Origin of the sequence: Paenibacillus litoralis (assembly GCF_046244365.1) — a bacterium.
Classification (GTDB): Bacteria; Bacillota; Bacilli; order Paenibacillales; family NBRC-103111; genus Paenibacillus_V.
This window is the reverse complement of the sequence record NZ_CP176395.1, coordinates 4,239,178-4,256,945: the sequence shown is the minus strand read 5'-3', so window position 1 is coordinate 4,256,945 and position 17,768 is coordinate 4,239,178. Positions and strand designations below refer to the sequence as shown.

Below are 17,768 nucleotides of genomic sequence, written 5' to 3'. Positions count from 1 at the left end.
AATACATAAAAAAGGCATGCTCAGAAACTAACACGAGCATGCCTTTAATTAATAATAGCAACAGCTTTTCTATCCGAATTTGATCTTGATAATAATAACTTTAGAATTGATTCGCCAATACTTTTAGCCATTAATGGGGGAACAGCATTTCCAATTTGTCTATATTGAGCATTTCTTCCTCCTTTAAACTCATAATTGATAGGAAAAGTTTGAATTAATGCGGCTTCAAAAGGTGTAAAAGTTCTTGGTTGATCGGGATGAATAAACTTCAAACCATCTTTTTCCATATGTGATAGTATTGTATTTGATGGCTTGTACCAAGCGTGTCGGACATATGTATCGAGATGTTTTGTCCGATCATATGGATATAGATTATTTAAAAGATGATCATACAATTCCGAGTCTTTATTAATAAATTGTGCCGAAGAAGAGCCTGGCTTCATCATCGAAAAAATAGCTAAATCTCTGATATTATGTGCCCTTGAAGAATGAAATGTAGGAAAATCGGCAAGATGCTTTTGAGAATACTTTTCAACCAGTATATTGAATTCTATTAAAAAATCTACGAGCGACTTCAATTTCTTATACTTTCTTTTCACTAATTTTGGAGTAGCATCTTTTATGAAAGTGACTATTTGTTTAAATTCAGGTGAATGAATCTCTGGCGCGTTATTTTTCTTATTTTCAAGTGAAATAATGCTGTTTGCAAATGCAGAAACACATTGATCAAAATTATTAATAACAATATCCATGTTTATTAGATTATTCGTTCGACTTATATTTATTTCGGGAATCACTAAGGGAATATTACCAATCGCTTGTCCTAGATTACGATAATTTGTTACTTTTTTTGTAGGGGTAGGGTTAACAAGTCCATGACGATTGGCAATTATAATCACACGTTTACGTTGCTGAGGAACACCGTAATCTACCGCATTTAACACTTGGTAACGCTGCCCTGGTCTTTCTTTTAAATACGTACAATACCCAATCGACTCAAGTTCATCACATATAACATCAATTGCAAGCTTTTGCTTTTCTGACAACTCTTCTTCATTTTCATGTTCCAACTGTTTTGAAATAATACCTTCAACATTTTCAAAAACAACCACTTCAGGTTGTATAGAATTCACAATTTCAAAAAAGTGTCTAAATAACGTGTTTCTTGGATCGCTTTTTAATGCTTCTCGCATCTCTTGCTTGCCTGATCGAGAAGGACCTGCCAATGAATACGTTTGGCAAGGTGGTCCTCCAATTATGACGTGTACATCATTACATTCCCTAATGATTTGAGTTTTTATTTCAGGACTGGTAATATCTCCTTCAATTACTTTAGCGTCTCCAAGATGAGCACGTAGAGTTTCGCAAGCATCGGGATTAAGTTCGACAGCCCTAACTACTTCAAATGAACTATTTTCAAGCTCCGCCATTTGAAAGCCAGTGGAAAATCCTCCACCCCCAGCGAATAGATCCAACACCTTATATTTCATATCAATCGTCCCTCGATGAATATCACTATGTCACATCATTATATCATGATTATATGGCTCTACAAATCAACTTTTCTTGTCAGTTTATTTGCTAATAAGGAATCAAAAGCGCTTGCCACTTTAATCACTTCATTGCCCGTTATCATAACAGCTAGTTCATGGTTTTCAAAAAAACCTCTGCGGGAAATATTAGATGAACCGATAATAGCTTTTTCTCTATCTGCAACTATCATTTTTGCATGAAGATCGTAGTTATCAGGATGATTAAAATCAAAAATACTGATGTTCATATATTTTTTTGAAAAATCATCGAAAATAGACTTTACCGAAGGATGGATTTGTTCGTATTTGTTAATGAGTAACCTAACGTCAACACCCCTTGATAAAGGGGTGTTGAGCATTAAAATAACTTCTAATGCGCCTGCACTTATACTATATGCGGCAATAAACAACTCATATTTAGCACTATTGAATAATTCCTCAACATTTGTTGTTATTGATTCTACACCATTTCCCAACCAACCAAGTCCCGTCGCTAACACTTTAATATTTGTATTACTCATGGTAAATTGTTCAACAATAAGTTGCGATCAAGCAACATATTTCTATGTTCGCAGGATGTTTCAGAAGCAAACTGACATACGTAACATGCAGCTCCATTTAACCGTTTGGGACCAAATACTTCTTCGCCACAAAGGGGATCATTAGAGCAAGTATCAACATCTCTAAATACTCTATGTAGCACTTTATTAAATTCTGGGACTAATCCGATCAAGCCTCCTAACGTACCGTCTCCCCCAGGTTGAGTTGTATATAATAACACTCCCCCTCGTGCAACATTAGGATTATTCTTCTCTATTTTAACAAAAACACGTTCCCTAATAGATGCCGACGAATATCCCGAATCGATGGAAAGTGAGTTTATCAATCGATGCGATAACGTATGCCACCAAACAAAAACAGGATGGGTTTGATAATTCTCAACGACTGCCGAATTCAATCCATATTCTTCACTGTTTTGAAATGCGTTCAGCCAATTATTATAATCAGCACCATTCATCTCAAAATGATTCAATGGACCTTGGTCATTCTCAGGAGCCAAATCGATAAATACTCCTTCACCAAAAGTTTCGATACCTGGATACCATTCCTTCACACCATCATGATGTGCTGTGGGCACCGCTTGTCCATTCACCACATCAAGTCGTTTATAGCCAGTTTGAACCATTACGACCCGCAACCTACTTACAGGCGTAATTCTTAGTTTATGTCCCCGCGGGCCAACAAAAGCCCTTACATCTTGCCTATTTACTTCAAATTGTGGCGGAGCTCCTGGTGTAGACGAGACTTGTATTGGAGCCCCCCGAGTGGAAGCTATCTGAAGAGCATCAAACTCCGTTACTCGATAATCAAGTTCGTTATCTATATTTGTTGGCTCACATACATCAGCTACCGCTCTTACAATCATTTCATCGTCGTATCGATTTATTTCTTCATACATTCCATCAGGTAACCTTTTTCGTGTTACAAGTGCTTTCAACTTCTCCATTAGTTCATTTTTGGTCGTAATGTTTGAAGAAATTACTACACCAAAAATAGCTGAATGGGCAAGAAGTTGATGTAAACGAGTATCTCTCTTTGGAATCGTTAGAGAAGATACGATTTCAGCAACTCTAATATTTGATGCTCCACGTTGCATTATTTTAGCCTTTTGATCACAACCATTTTGCTCGGTGCCAGCCTCAGGAAGGCGACCTGTACATTCATGTTCCATTGCATAAGCCTGACCTAAATTAAACTCTCCCTTACAATTAGGACAAAGTATCTTGACATTCTTTAATGCACCCCCACCACCTATCCAAAGAAGATAATCAGGATAACATTGTGGTCGTTTATGTTTTACAAGTCGAGACCAGTTCACATCGTCAAGATGACCATTCGGGCAAGCCATAACAAAACGAATTGCTTCTCTACGGGACTTTAGCCAACCTTCATATGAAGAAGCAGGTCTTGGACAATCGGGACAACCACGATTGTTTCGACTATAATTATAAAGTTTATTATGATGATTTTTTATGCATAATGACCATCCTGGAAATTGTTTTGTCTCGTATACTGGCTTAGATTCGGCAAGATGAAGCTCCGCATTTGTAGGAAGTCTAAGAATCCCTGCGCCGTTCAGCAGTGACTCAGATAGTCTTTGATCAACTATTTCTAACTGATCAATATTCTTAAAATTTAAAATTCCAGACAATGATATATTATTAATGATTCGAGGTCCATTGGGGCCTTCTAATATAGCCCCAGGACCATATGTTGTTATGAATTGCGACGGTCTAATTGATTGTCCCAAACTTTTCACCTCAGCTTTTAAAGTTAGTTGTGCCTTCCACATCTCGCAAAGACTGCGGAACATTTTCAAAGGCCATATCTAGCCCTCTGAAGAAATGCTGCAAATCTCCTAAAACAACGGGATGAACTGGCGGTTTTGTCATCGAGTATTCATTGAATAATAAATTTCCATGTGTTTGTGATAATGCATACCAACGATCCAATTCCGAACGTAATTCTGAAATAACTTTTTTCACATCGGGTCTACGTCCATCGGGAAGCTGTAAAACACGTCGAGAAAAAATATCAAGTATTTTCAGAACTTCGCTGTTATGTCGACCAAAACGCATATTCGTCGCGGCAGAAAGTGTATTCTTACCTTGAAACTTTTGTTGATGCCTCCACTGCACAGGCACACGCTCACCTAAAATGTGCAACGCTTGCCTCAAAAGAGCGACGCTTAAAGCACCTAACGCTTTTTCACGAGCGCGCGGAGAAAATGGTGCAACCGTAACAGGCTCAACATATTTATATAATGCTCTGTGATAGCCAGTAAAGAATTCGTAATGATCCAAGTCACGTGGTCGACTAGCCCTAAAAAAGGAGACTACTAGTCCACCTTGTTTACGCCCTACACGCCCTGAAGCTTGAATATACGACGATGTGGACTTCGGTTGACCGTTGATCACCATGAGTCTAAGTCGATCAACGTCAACACCTGTTCCAAACATGCTAGTTGCTAGGACGCCATCCTCTTGTGAACCACTATCTACTGTTTTGTCCAACAGTTCAAGCAGACCTGGGAGTTCCGTTGAACTTTTGCGACTAGACAACTCCAGCGGATTTTCAGAGAGTTGGCGGCTAGCAGCGCCATTTAAATAATCCATGCGTTCTGGAATGTCCTGTCTGTATAGTGACGCCGCCCCTGCCAATTCACGAAGAGCGTTAAAGTAACCAACAATTGTAGTAAATCCATCAATCCGTTTGGGGTCTGCCCCCGCGTTTTTCAAGTCGTGAGCAATTTGCAATAAAGAAGACCAAATTCTAACTAAAGGTGTTTGCGCACCTTTACCAGGAGCACAGATGCCAACATAAAGTCTTCCAGCGCCCGTATTATCAAGAGGATGGGACTCAGCGGTCACGGAGAAGAAATTGTCGTTTACATCTAATCCTGATGGTGGAAACTGGGCAAAATCTCTCGCGAAAAGGGTCTGCACTTGCTTCCTGGCTTGGCGAACGGTAGCAGTTGAAACAACATACTTTGGCGGAACACGTTTATCACCCTGCTGTTTTGTGCATAGTTCGTCAATTATCGTTTCATATAATCCGTACAAACTTCCTAATGGACCCTCAATTAAATGTAATTCGTCCTGTATTATTAATAATGGCGGATCAAACGAATCAACCCGTTTATGTAATGGCTGATTTTTCTTAAATTGTGGAGGATGCCTCAAAAACTCTGTCGGTTGAGAACCTCCAGCATTTGGAGGACAATTTTCTCGATAATAGCCCCATCTTGCATGATAGTATTCTACATTTCCAAATAAGCTTGCCGCTTTCGGTTCGAATGGCAACTGGGCAAATTTATCTGCTGTCGCGATAATCATGGAGGGACAACGATGATAAACTTGATCATCTACTGTGTAGGCAGGAATGATCACTCTCGTTGAATAATGTGGATGCCCCGCGACTTTGAATGCTTGCAATACATCTTGATACTCAGTGTCCGTAGCACTTGATAAGTGTTGCGTACTTGAGCTAACTGGTACTTTTTCCGTCCAAAATCCTTGATTCAACTGACACTCAGGGTTAGGGCAAATAACCTCAAAATTCATTTCTTTCTCTTTTTGCAAACTATTCAAAAATTTATGATAAAAATACCCTGGTCTTGTTGGTCGAGTAGATTGCAATTGAGCTGACCCCAGTAGAGGAGCCAGTTGATTATTCCATAAATCGTCGAGTGAATCCGATTCTAGATGGTAGCCATTAGCTACTTCAAAATCAATTGTTGCAGTATAATAAACTGAATTATGCTGCATGATTTGAATTGATGAAATAGACGCACCTTGAAGTGTGAAGGCTGTCGCCGTTAAAGACAATGGAATAGAAGTTGTACTTTTAAACATAAAGTGGATGCTATGAGTGCCTGAGCCAACCCCTTCATTTGGAACCGCTACAAAGGAATTGCAACACGGACAATTAATAACTTGGGCAGGCTCTCCTTCACTATTCTTACCTTTTTTACTTAGTAACTCCAATGCGCCTGGTATTACTCTAAACACATTGTTCTCATCTTTAAACTGCAAAGAATGTAAACCGTTAGGAGTAACACCCCCACCCACCCACAAACCAACGGAGAATCGCTCTGCTCCCCAGATAAAATCATCGGTTATTTTACAAGTTGAGGGTCTCCATCCAACATTTTGGTTTGTAATGTTTAGCTGATCTACTCTTAAAAATTCCGCAGCAGTAATCACTCTTAAAGCCCTACGGAACTGTTGTATGGTCAATAGACGCAACGTGTATCGTGATAACACATTCACTCCTGCACCTTTTTTATGGCCGTCTCGATCTGTCTTTGCCCTTCGACGTTGAAGTGCCATTGTGAATGCCGCCAAGCCCAAATAACTTTCAGTCTTGCCTCCACCTGTTGCGAACCAAAGCAAATCAGCGACCCCCCTATCAGGGTCATCAGGATCTGCAATAGCTGCAATGTTAATTAGAATGAATGCAAGCTGAAAAGGTCTCCATTGATTTACGACCTTATTTGCCCATAATGATTGCAAAGCCATAACTCGATTTGCAAAGCAAAAAGACAATTGAATATCTTGATCACGACATAAAAGTTCAATGGACCGCTCCATTCTTTCAATCGCCTTTTCAATGTTTGAAAAATGAATTTCTGCGGCTCGTTTTAAATTACTTTTAAGGTCATTAAAGGAAGAGGATTGCTTCTGACTTCCAAGCCACTTTTTATATCCATCAACAAAAGGCATTAGTTTATTTCTCAATTCATTTGTATCCCAACATTCTGCTAATACGGCAGGGTCAAATTCAGGCTTGGGGCCAAACTCTTCTCTCCAAACCATGCTCGGTGCTTCTAAAGGGTATGTAGGGGTATAATCAGAGCGTATATGAGGCACCAAGAACCGTTCACGGACATTAGCAGGCACGTTAGCGCCATCCACCCAACAAAATGGTGGGAATTGAAGATCTTTCAGCTTTTGGTGGGGACGTTGGATATCAATATCTCCCCAGGTAACCCCAACTAAATGTCCTCTCGCTAAAGCAAAACGATCTCGATACATTAGTTTCAAGGACTCTTCTTCAATTCTTTCATCCGTGTACTCATCATCACTGTTGTCTGTCATGTCTTCTAATGGGCAAAATTGGCATGCGTTAAGCTTATTAAAACGAATTTCTGGTTGAAACACAAAATCAGAAGTTGTAGGTTTTGAAGGAACTTCTAATTTTGAATTATTCACCAAAAACACGGATAGCTTGTATCTGTTTTCCGTTAATTTAGTTGATTTCATTGTAAACTCGACACCGCTTTTATAAGTGTCTTCCCAATGCTTTGGTTGAATTACTGGTAATTGTTTATATTCATAGAACGACCTACGTTGCCATTCAGAACCATTCGAAAAGTATCTTGCCCACGTAAAACAAATTTCGACTTGCGCATCTTCATTTTCAACCTCAACTACAACAGAAAAACCTAAAGATTTAGGCGGTGATTTAGGATCAAGAGAAGGAGAGCCTGTTAATGACGCTTCAACTACTTCTTCAGTATCGTCCTCGTCGCTGCTATCACCATCAGACAATAATTCTGCCTCTGCGTCCACATCGCGTTCCTGTTGCAGTTCTTTTGGAGCCAGGACTCCTACAATAAATTCATTTCTCGGGTCCATGTCATTTCTAAATGTTTCGTTTATTCCGTTTCTTGGGCCAAGAACTTCTTTTACTAGTTCCCCAAGAATAATTGCTCGTTCCAAAGTATCATCAGCCCCTAATTGATTATAGTTCCAAATGGCTATTAAATTCGCTATCGACTAGGCGATTCCTTCAAAATATTGATAAAAATACTTCCGTTTACTTTCACGACTTGCCGCAATTAAAAAAATAAGTTGTTTACTTTTGTAAACAACTTTTCTTTTTGATAAAAAATGACCCGTCCAGTTGGGACAGGCATAAAATAAGCTTATATGTTTTTTCGGTAAAAAACGTAATTGATGTTAGTCCATAGAAATTATTTAACAAAAGCCATACTGTGAACATTACACAAATCCAGTTAAATACGACAAAAAAAGCCCTGATAGGTTTTATTTATCCCTACGTTGTTGTAACTTAGTTTTTTAGATTTCTCACTGGATTTATCGTTGCTCCGAAGTCGTATGGTTGTGAAAAATAAACCTTTTTGCAATCGCTACATTGTACATCGCACAATCGGTTATAAATAAGTTTTTCTTGTTTCGATAAATGTTCTGGAGTTTTCTCCACCCTTATAACCATCAAAATGCCCCCGCATTTTTTACAATTAAGCATATTCCATCAACTCAATTCTTTATTGAAATCAATATGATATTTTTTATATTACATCCTTAGAAAGCTTTATCTTTTCGATCGTGTCCATTTTATTTAGCTCTTGACTGGGGACCTTTTCGAACAATTATTAATGGTCGTGTGATGTCTCCCTAGAAAGCTAACAGTAATGAGCCCAAGAACATGAAAGGTTTCATCCTTACATTTGATTATAATTTGCTGGATCATTTCTTTCTCGGCCTTTAAGAATTAGATCATTCATAAAGGCCGTACTCATGTTCTTTTTGCAATAATCACAAACAATTGTTGCATTACTGTTTTTTTGCTTTAATTATGAGATTGGCACGTGAGTATGGGGCTTTGCTATTACAATAATCACAATAATTATGATTTGCACTAGTTGTGAATGACTATAATGGAACATAAAACACCAGACGCTCTATCAGTAATCCTTAGTCAGATAGCGGACTAGAATCCGAATCGATTTCACGTAATCAGCCGAGTCGAGCATGCCTTTGGAGTCACGCTTAACATTAAGGCTAACCACTTTAATGTTCTTTATGTTGAACTTCCTTACTGTTTCCAAATCTGCATTGGGTATGAGGATGTAATGCTTCGACTTGACAATCGAAATCATTTTCTCGTACAAGTCTTCAAAGAATTTGTCAGTGAACGAAAAGCCGATGAAGAGCAACGGATTGTTGTTCATAATCGAACTGAATTTGATCAATAGCTTTTGATCCCCGTACAATTCTTCGTAATCCTTGTTTGAAACGATCATAGTATCCATTTTATTGATATGTCCGTGAAGATGGATGACTTGATTCTCACCTTTCATCAGCCTCCTGATGCTCTCGATTTCTCTAAGACACACAGGCGCCGTGTACTTGCCGTTCTCGGTGGATAAAAACTCGCTCATTAGTAAGTCGTAATTGGTCGTGATGTAAAACCTACTATTCAAGCTGACTAGGTCTCCATAGTTGTGTTGGTCTAGGCGCTCGTCTTTTCGCCACTCTTTGATGATTTCGACGATTCTTTCTTTTATCTGATCGTAAGATGCGAACTCGTAAGAGCTATCAACCAAGTAATCGAACGCGGCGAGTAAATCCCCCTCAGCGATCAAGGCTTTAAATACCTCATTGCTCTCTTGATCGGCGAAAGCGCCCTCTTCTAAAATTTCCAACAACCCTTTCCAGCTCGGCAACCCCAGTGCCATGGAGACACCTGAACCAAGAAAAGGAATCACGTCTTTTATTTCACTCGAAAGCATCTCCAGATTTCTCGGAAAGTCCGATTTCAAATAATTATCTTCTTCCGCTTGAATAACACGAGACCGAATCGATTCAATAAACGAATGCTTCAGTACGAACAACTCCTCGATCTCATGGCGATCGACTTCTCCGATATTCCAATCACAATACTCGCATTCTTCATCCAAATTATAAGTTTGGCCTTCTCCAGCCTGGCTCACGCAACGGTAATAAAAATACGATTCTAAGCCTTCTGTTTCACGAATAACGTGAAGCAACGTGTTTATTTCACTCTCGGCAAACACCGCCAGAAGAGCGTCTTTGCTGAAGGGCGAAAATCCTCCAAGTTCAACAAGTCCGTGAATTTTCGCCAGGGCGGCTTCTTTCTCGATACCAAGCTTAGTAGCCGCGGCAGCTATCAAGGGTTCTAACGACATGTGTAATTAACTCCTTGCCAAGGTGTTTTTTTCCTTTGAACCGCAAGTACAAGCAGTCGGTCATCGATTCAATCCTCGTTTGCTCTATTCGCCCGACACTTGGATTGCTTGGGTCCCGAAACCAAGACAGGTTCCATTTGTTCAGCTTCTGAGCCTTTTCGAAGTCGGTTAACAAACTGTACAAGTTCTCCGATTTGCAAATAGGTTTGCCTTTTTGACCCGTGCCAGTGGAGCTTCGATTCATTCGGTTATTTTGATAATCAATGTTAGTCGGGAATCCAACGAGTTTCTCATCGGCTGCTTTCTGCGCCATGACCGAATCGGGGATGTTATTTTCAATGTGAATGCCCAACAACAAATTATGAATATTTTTGGACAAATCGCTCACCTGGTCCGCCGTTGGCTTCTTCCCAAGCGCCTTTAGTTTCTTTCCCAATTTTCTTGTGATCGAATCAATCTCGCTCTCTGCCGATGTCCGTACTTCGTCACGCACATCGTTGATCAACTTTTCGTACATCGATTTGCAGAAAACGAACATCCCTTCCCTGTCTTTCTTCAAGTCGGTGTCTCTAGTTATCGAAAGGGGAGTCACGAACTTGTCCAACAAAAATCTGTGGTACCCGCTTGGGCTCTTTATTGAATCGTCGCCGCTTTCGTCCAGCATGTCAGAGGTATGCTTAGTCATGATTACGCATATACGCTGCTGAAAATCCAACTCGATCCCACCCAATAGATAACCTGAGATCGGCGATTTGCCTTTCTTGAGCATGACGGTTTTTCCAACTAAAAATCGCACGTTTGTGACTTGATCTCCTGATTGCTCATAATCAAGCCCTGCGATGAAGTTCGCCCCCATCTTGGTCACGTTTAGAACATCCATAAGGTAAAAGCTCTCGACAGATTTCATGGAGGACTGAGCCATGACCGATACATTCCCATTAAAACCGTCGATGATTTTATCTACTTGCTTTTTGAATATATCGACACCAAGCGATGATGGGGCTTTTATTTTGTGAATATATACATTCGTCAGCCGCCCATACATGATGTTTTCAAAAAGAATTTTATTCAATGGGTCGGTCGACCCTTGCCGCTCAGCGTAGTTTTCATAGAACTCTGAGAGCTGATTGGCGGTATGGTCGGTATATCCAAGCCGCGCTAACACCGCAGCCTTAAACTCCTCAAAGTGAGTATGTTCCACAAATCTGGCTCCGTTAAACGCATATACTGTTTCAGCTTTCATAACCTTCGCCCCCGCCTGCTTAAGCAACTTGTTCTAATGTAATTGCATTATATAGCAATCGCGTATTACATTCGGTATAGATTGAAATTATTACATTGATTATATCACCTTTATCTTTTTATCATAACTTAATTATGGAAAAAACGGTCGCTTTAGAAAGTGTGCTTTCTAGTGCAACCGTTGAACTATCAAAGCTTTTGCAATTTTCGTGACCTTTTTATCAATCTTCGTGACAATACTCTTGCGAAACCGATTCGCTTATCGACATTCGTTTCCTGTAAGCAGGCTAAAATGCTGAACCGTTGATTAACCTACACACTACGAAGAAGAGATTTATAATAATGCAACAGTTGACAATATTTGAACATTGCCTCGAAGAAAGCGTCCGTCCGCTACTTTTACCGAAAACTTGTTGTATCCCTCAATTAGCACATTTTCTTCAATCAAATAACCATCACTTATAACGTTAACGGGGATGCGAAACAAAACAGCATTATTTAGGTCAGCGTCTGTTCTTAAAATCTTAAGGCTCATAATCTACCTCTCCTTTTTGATCACACTGGAAACTCAGGTGACATGATTATTTGACGGTATACATGACTATTACACTAAAAAATGCTTCTTCGGTATACACGATTATTACTCAGTATACTTGATTATTTCACATCATCAGATACGCATCTTATCATGGCCCTCTGTACCGTTTCTCCTGCATTCACTAACAGAAGAAGCTTGTCTACATATTCGGGTAAAGCAAGAATAATCAGCCTTCGGCGAAGCTTGATTTGCTTCTCCAGATCGAAATATGCGCGAATCGGCACCAAAACGGCTAAGAAGAAACCGCCAAAAACAAAGCCGACAAAATCGCCGGAAACCAGTCCGAGCACATGCAAGAAAACAAAAACAATGACGGTTCGAACGACTGTTTGCGCCATGAAAAATCGCGTACGGCCGTCAGCTTCTTTCCCGCCATGCAGCATCGACATTCGTACGTGAATTTTGGCCGTTACCTGCGGCAGCGTGTCCAGCCAGCCTTTCCTATCCAAAAACCGCTGAGCCCACTCATCCAAAGACCGAAGCGGCGATTCACGTTTCCCTTTCCCCTTTCTTAGCTCCATCCGCTCACACCTTAACATCCATCATTTTCGCAGTTAAGACCCACGCACCCCCAAGCAGCCCTAATGCTGTCGACATGACAAGAATTCCGGTTGCATTCCCGTATAAAGGTGCCATGTAATCCGGTGAGCTCAAGCTTAGAAGGGCTATTACCGCTGCCGGCGCGCAGACGAGCACTTTGGATTCGAAGCGTTTCTGGGCGAGCAAAACGATAATTTCTTGCTGAAGCTCCATTCGTTCGCCGATCATATCGGAAGTACGCCTGACAACCTGCATCAAATTGCCGCCGGAACGCTTGCAGGTAGCAAAAACATCGCAAAAGCTGCGTATATCCTCCAGGTCGGCGCGCTCTGCCAAATCAAGCAGCGCACCCTCGATCGTTTCTCCGTTCTCCAGTTTTCTCCCGATCCTGTCCAACTCGTCCACAATATAGGCGCGTTCGTCGCGAAACAACATTCGCATATCGGATGCGGCGTCATGAAAGGCGTTCTCGACCGATTTCCCTGCAGAAAGGGAAGAGGAAATGGCATATAAAGCCTGCTTGAATTGTCTTGTCAACTCATTCTTCCTGCGGCGTATTAACATGCGGCGATACACGTTCGGACAATAGAAGGACAGCATAGCCAGCATGAAACCGGCCACAGGATGTTTGTAGAACAAATAACCGACGCCGAATAGCGCCATTGCTGCAGCCATTGAAGAGGCAACCCTCTCTTTAACGGTCAGCTCGTAACGGGCATAGTGGATAGATGCGCTTTGCCGTTCGTTCGTTAATGATTGGACACTTCGTTTATCCTTTGCAGCAACTCGTTTAGGGGCAACTTTTCGCAGCCAAGCTGACGCCCTCATCCGCATGTTCCGATTTAGCAGCAACCAAAAGCAAGCACCAGCAACTATTGAGCCAAATAGGATCACGAGCCCGCCTCCATTTCCTCCAACATTCCCGCCATCTCCAGCTTCCGCCTATTTTGCAGCGAATTCCCGGTCGCAGTAAGCTCTCCGAGTACCCGTTCAACAGAGCCTCCTTCCGATTCCCTGAACAAATACAACGGATTCAATCGTATTTCCCCGTCCCGAAAACCGCATACTTCATGAATTTCCGTAACCCTTCTCGATTTGTCTCTCATTCTTGACAGGTGTACCAAAATGTCGATCGCAGATGCAATCTGCTTGCGCACGACGTCCATCGGAAGATCCGCTCCGCTCAGCACCATCGTCTCCAGTCTGCCCAGCATATCGGACGAAGAGTTGGCATGCCCCGTCGATAAACTGCCGTCATGTCCCGTATTCATGGCCGACAGCATATCTAGCGCTTCGGCGCCGCGCACCTCGCCGACGATGATGCGGTTCGGACGCATCCGCAGCGAGGTGCGTATCAGCTCGCGAATCGTAATTTCTCCTTTGCCCTCCGTATTCGCATTGCGCGTTTCGAGCCTGATGAGGTTGGGGACACTCGTTATGCGAAGCTCTGCCGAATCCTCAATCGTGATGATCCGCTCGTCAGGGGGAATGAACTGCGATAGCGCATTCAGAAAGGTCGTTTTCCCCGAGCCGGTCCCGCCCCCAATAAAGAGGTTATATTTTGCGGCGACAAGCCGCTCCAGCAGCCTAGCCGCGTTATTCGTCAGCGCGCCTCTTCGAACGAGATCCTCAATGGTCATCGGGCTGCTCGGGAACTTGCGGATCGTCACCGCAGTCCCGTCAAGCGATACGGGCGAAAGCACAACGTTTACGCGGGAACCGTCTTTAAGCCTCGCGTCAACGATCGGACTGCTATCATTGACAACACGATTCACCTTAGCCACGATCGACTGCACGACGTCCTCCAGCTTTTGAACCGATTCGAATTTGTCCGGCACTTTGATCACCTTGCCGTCGCGCTCGATAAAAATGCGGTCAGGACCGTTAATCATGATTTCCGTTACGGAAGGATCGTCTACGAGCGGCTGCAGGATATCCAGCCCGCGAAACGAATCGTACAGCCTTCGCACTAACTCCTTCTTCTTGCCGGCAGTAAGGTAAACTTGATCCGAATAGGCAAACACCTCACTTTCAATTAACTCGAGCAGCTTCTCGTCAGGCAATGACTGCGAATAATCCATCTGTCCAGCTATATGTTCGCGCAGCCTCCTAAAAGGCAGATCATCCGGAGCCTGTATCACCTCCATCACCGCCTTCATAGCCGCCAAGTCCTAGCGCGCGAATGAGATGCTCCTGAAACACCGCATCCTCCAGCAGCCGTCCGGGTGAACGCACCGACTTCCACTCGGGAATATACGGCAGCTTGACGTGCGACTGAATCCCGAAATCCGCCGGGTTTAGCGAAGCTGTCCCTGTGTATTTATTCATGATGAATGTAACGGGAGGAATCCGCACATCTTCTAAACGCGAAATCCTAGCTAGCCACTCTTCATAAAAGACTTGCGTCTTGGATAAGGACTGAATATCGTCCGTAAAGACCCAAACGATCTCATCGCTCACCGAAATGGCACCTTGCTCCCGTTCGCTTAAGGCGGCATCCAGGTCCACAATCAATTCGTCATAAAGTCCGCTGTCACGCATGGCTCTCACAAGCCGCCGGGTAACTTCGTAGGTGAGTTGTTCCATTTCCTCCAATTTGCGAACAGGCTCGAAGAAGCTTACTTTCAGCTCTGGGTTGTTGCCGGCAAGCTCTGAAAGTTTCGATGCTAATTGCCGTTTGCCCGATTGGACGAAATATAACCACTTGGAAAAGGATTGTCCGTCCGCCGCAAGGCCCTCGCCAAACAACGATGGAGATTGCAACAGTTGCAAATTGAGATAAAACGTTCTCCGGTTACGAAACGCGTGCAGTTTTGCGAGATTAGCCGCAACGGTCGTTTTGCCGTTCCCGCCTACGGCCGAATATACAGAAATGACTCGGGCACCTTCTCTCCGTTCATCGCGAACGGCTCCATGTCGTCTATTGCGTTCCATGGCATTCGCCATAAGAGTGGCAAACATCCGATCCAGCGGCTGGTACTTGTTTACCCACAGTCCGCCTTCCTCCATAACGGCATAATCGCTCTCATCGCCAATGAGTCCGACCGGCATAACTTCCGCGGGCACCTCCAAGGCCAGCAAATGAACGGGCTTTGCGAGCAGCAAGTCCGTATGTGCCGAACTCCGCAAAAGCTCTTCCACCCCTTCCGGCCGTGTAAAACTTTTAAGAATTAATTTATCGCCATGGGTAGAATCTCTCAAATACCGGGAGATCGATTCCAAAAATTTTGAATCCTCTTCCAGTACGCATAACACAATCTTCTCCAACCTTCTCCCCCCTCCGCCACGGATTTCCCCCAAACAATCCCCAATTATAACCAGCCGAATACCTGCATCAAACCGCAAACGACCATCACGACGCCGGCGATCGCCGCAGCGGCGGCGATTCGCTCCAGCTGCGCGCCACTCACAACAGCACCTCCTTGAATCCAATGAAAACAAACAAAAAAAGCACGCGCCAACCATGGATCCCAAGATCCGGTTAGCGGTGCTTCCGCGTTTATTTCCATATTTGCCCTTTATTATATCATCATCGCCGGCAAAAACAACTTTTTTTTCAAGTTTTTGTCGAATAGGACCTTCTCACCCAAACCAACGGGTCAAAATATTACGTTTTCTCTGAAACCGAGGTTCATTCGCCGGTAGGAGCCTCGATAAAAAGGGCTTCAGCAGTCCATCCAGCCGAACTCGAATAGCTGGGTCGTCAAAAATCATTCTCCCTCGCCATTCGGCTTCCAGCACGCTTGCGCTAGGCAGCTCGGGAAATAAGCATAATGGCTTCTGAGGAAGGGACGAAAGCCATTCGCCGCGAAAATCCGTAGGAACATCGCGGTTCGCGATCATCGATGCACCTTTTCCACTCCGGCTCATCGAGCCAAGCAGCTCGAGATTGGATCGTGCAGTTCGCCCATCCCATTTCGAAGGATTCGGTCCGACTACCACTACGATTTCATGAGCTTGCGCGCACAACTCCGCAACGGCTTCATGCGTCCAATAACTGGAAACGTCGACAATGACGATCGGTTGGGAGAGCGAAACGAGGAGCCTCAAACACGACTCGGACGTCCACTCGGAAGCTGCCCCCGGCGGAATGGCAACCCACTCCGTCATACCGTCAATCCGGCGAATCGACGAGCGCCTCCCGGCCGCAGCGGCATTCGTTTCCGCGCCTTTATCCGTGAATGACGTACTCGAAAAAGCTAACTCGCCTTCCGTGTGCAATGCCAGAGCAGAGTACAACTCACCTTCGCCGACTCCAGCCTCGACAAAAGCATGCGGAACTCCGGCATGATGCAGCGCTCGTGCAATAGCCTTGGCAACAAAGGTTGCGCCGGCGCCAGCATATAAGCCCCCTACGACGACTAGCTTTCTTTCAAAGGAACGCGGAGACGGGGGCGAAAGGTCACGTTGAATGCCATCCTCCTTGCCATCCGCTCCGCACTCCAGCGCTTGCTTGAGTTGGCCCGCCGTTTGATAGCGGTCTTCGGGCTTAACGCTAAGCAGCCTACGGACAATGGATGACAGCCACTCCGGCACATCACGACGCATTTGCCGCCACATGGCCGGATCGCCGGAGTAGCACTTCCCTCCGCTCAGTAAATAAAACATGCTGGAGCCCAGCGTATACAAATCGGTGCGCGCATCCGTTTGCAAGCCCCGAAATTGTTCCGGAGCGGCAAACCCGACCGTCCCCAATTGAACCGTATCGGCCAGCCTGTCGGACGAGTAATGGCGGGCAACGCCGAAATCGATCAGTCTCACGTTATCTTGCTCGTCGATCATGACATTGGCAGGTTTAAGATCGCGATAGATGATCGGCTTCGGCACGAAAGCGTGCAAGTAATCGAACAGCTCGCAAAGCTGTACGGCGTACTTGACGACTCTTGCGACGGCAAGCTCGCGCCTATTCTCCGCAAAAAGCGTATCCAGCGTCTTGCCCCTCACGTAGTCCATGATCAAATAGCTGTAGCCTTCATCATCAGGCGGATAAAAATCGACGAGCTTCGGAATGAACGGATGTTCCAGCCTGGCGAGGACCTCCGCTTCATCCGCAAAACCTCTCGGGTCCCGCGCGTGCCGCAGCGATTCCTTGACCGCCCATCTTTTGCCCGGAAGCTTCGCATCCTCCGCCAAATAGACGCTGCCCATCCCTCCCACTCCGATCTTCGAAACGACGAGATACCGCCCGGCAAGCAAATCGCCGGAAGTGAGCTTCGAAACCACTTCGTTCACTCGTCATGTCCCTCCTCCGCATTTCCAACATTTTCAAACCGGATTATAGGACAGTCCTCCGTAAAAATCCACCGTTTTTTATTTAATCTCATTTATCATTAATGTC

At 43.9% G+C, this 17,768-nt stretch carries 12 protein-coding genes; all 12 read right to left on the bottom strand.

Annotated elements, in window-relative coordinates; genetic code table 11:
* Positions 1 to 44 precede the first annotated feature (44 nt).
* Positions 45 to 1,490, bottom strand: a complete 1,446-nt coding sequence (locus ACKGJP_RS17675; protein WP_409346932.1) for a DNA cytosine methyltransferase — start codon at positions 1,488 to 1,490, stop codon at positions 45 to 47.
* A gap of 59 nt (positions 1,491 to 1,549) precedes the next feature.
* Positions 1,550 to 2,053: a phospholipase D family protein gene (locus ACKGJP_RS17670; RefSeq protein ID WP_409346931.1), complete on the bottom strand. Its 504-nt coding sequence runs from the start codon at positions 2,051 to 2,053 to the stop codon at positions 1,550 to 1,552.
* Positions 2,050 to 3,885, bottom strand: coding sequence for a DrmB family protein (gene drmB, locus ACKGJP_RS17665; RefSeq protein WP_409346930.1), 1,836 nt, complete (start codon positions 3,883 to 3,885; stop codon positions 2,050 to 2,052). The genes ACKGJP_RS17670 and drmB overlap by 4 nt, the downstream gene beginning before the upstream one ends.
* The gene (drmA, locus tag ACKGJP_RS17660) at positions 3,854 to 7,816 is read right to left on the bottom strand and encodes a DISARM system helicase DrmA (protein WP_409346929.1); all 3,963 of its coding nucleotides are present in this window, start codon (positions 7,814 to 7,816) and stop codon (positions 3,854 to 3,856) included. Before drmA ends, drmB begins: the two co-directional genes overlap by 32 nt.
* Before the next feature lie 989 nt (positions 7,817 to 8,805).
* A complete protein-coding gene (locus tag ACKGJP_RS17655) occupies positions 8,806 to 10,050 on the bottom strand; it encodes an SIR2 family protein (protein WP_409346928.1) in 1,245 nt (414 codons plus the stop codon).
* On the bottom strand, positions 10,013 to 11,293 hold the full coding sequence (locus ACKGJP_RS17650) for a hypothetical protein (protein WP_409346927.1): 1,281 nt from the start codon (positions 11,291 to 11,293) through the stop codon (positions 10,013 to 10,015). The genes ACKGJP_RS17655 and ACKGJP_RS17650 overlap by 38 nt, the downstream gene beginning before the upstream one ends.
* Positions 11,294 to 11,626: 333 nt before the next feature.
* Positions 11,627 to 11,827 (bottom strand): hypothetical protein, encoded by a 201-nt coding sequence (locus ACKGJP_RS17645; RefSeq protein WP_409346926.1) that lies wholly within the window; start codon positions 11,825 to 11,827, stop codon positions 11,627 to 11,629.
* Between the two features lie 122 nt (positions 11,828 to 11,949).
* Entirely contained in the window at positions 11,950 to 12,411 is a 462-nt protein-coding gene (locus tag ACKGJP_RS17640; protein WP_409346925.1) for a hypothetical protein, read from the bottom strand.
* A 4-nt stretch (positions 12,412 to 12,415) separates the two neighbouring features.
* Entirely contained in the window at positions 12,416 to 13,105 is a 690-nt protein-coding gene (locus ACKGJP_RS17635; protein ID WP_409346924.1) for a type II secretion system F family protein, read from the bottom strand.
* 215 nt (positions 13,106 to 13,320) lie between these two features.
* Positions 13,321 to 14,589, bottom strand: coding sequence for a CpaF family protein (locus ACKGJP_RS17630; protein ID WP_409346923.1), 1,269 nt, complete (start codon positions 14,587 to 14,589; stop codon positions 13,321 to 13,323).
* Entirely contained in the window at positions 14,552 to 15,559 is a 1,008-nt protein-coding gene (locus ACKGJP_RS17625; protein WP_409346922.1) for a hypothetical protein, read from the bottom strand. Before ACKGJP_RS17625 ends, ACKGJP_RS17630 begins: the two co-directional genes overlap by 38 nt.
* A 453-nt stretch (positions 15,560 to 16,012) precedes the next feature.
* A complete protein-coding gene (locus ACKGJP_RS17620; protein ID WP_409346921.1) occupies positions 16,013 to 17,662 on the bottom strand; it encodes a serine/threonine protein kinase in 1,650 nt (549 codons plus the stop codon).
* Positions 17,663 to 17,768 lie beyond the last annotated feature (106 nt).

Coding starts and splice junctions, on each gene's coding strand:
- ACKGJP_RS17675 (WP_409346932.1), bottom strand. CDS start 1,490: ATGAAATATAAGGTGTTGGATCTATTCGCTGGGGGTGGAGGATTTTCC.
- ACKGJP_RS17670 (WP_409346931.1), bottom strand. CDS start 2,053: ATGAGTAATACAAATATTAAAGTGTTAGCGACGGGACTTGGTTGGTTG.
- drmB (WP_409346930.1), bottom strand. CDS start 3,885: ATGTGGAAGGCACAACTAACTTTAAAAGCTGAGGTGAAAAGTTTGGGA.
- ACKGJP_RS17655 (WP_409346928.1), bottom strand. CDS start 10,050: ATGTCGTTAGAACCCTTGATAGCTGCCGCGGCTACTAAGCTTGGTATC.
- ACKGJP_RS17650 (WP_409346927.1), bottom strand. CDS start 11,293: ATGAAAGCTGAAACAGTATATGCGTTTAACGGAGCCAGATTTGTGGAA.
- ACKGJP_RS17645 (WP_409346926.1), bottom strand. CDS start 11,827: ATGAGCCTTAAGATTTTAAGAACAGACGCTGACCTAAATAATGCTGTT.
- ACKGJP_RS17640 (WP_409346925.1), bottom strand. CDS start 12,411: ATGGAGCTAAGAAAGGGGAAAGGGAAACGTGAATCGCCGCTTCGGTCT.
- ACKGJP_RS17635 (WP_409346924.1), bottom strand. CDS start 13,105: ATGGCTGCAGCAATGGCGCTATTCGGCGTCGGTTATTTGTTCTACAAA.
- ACKGJP_RS17630 (WP_409346923.1), bottom strand. CDS start 14,589: ATGAAGGCGGTGATGGAGGTGATACAGGCTCCGGATGATCTGCCTTTT.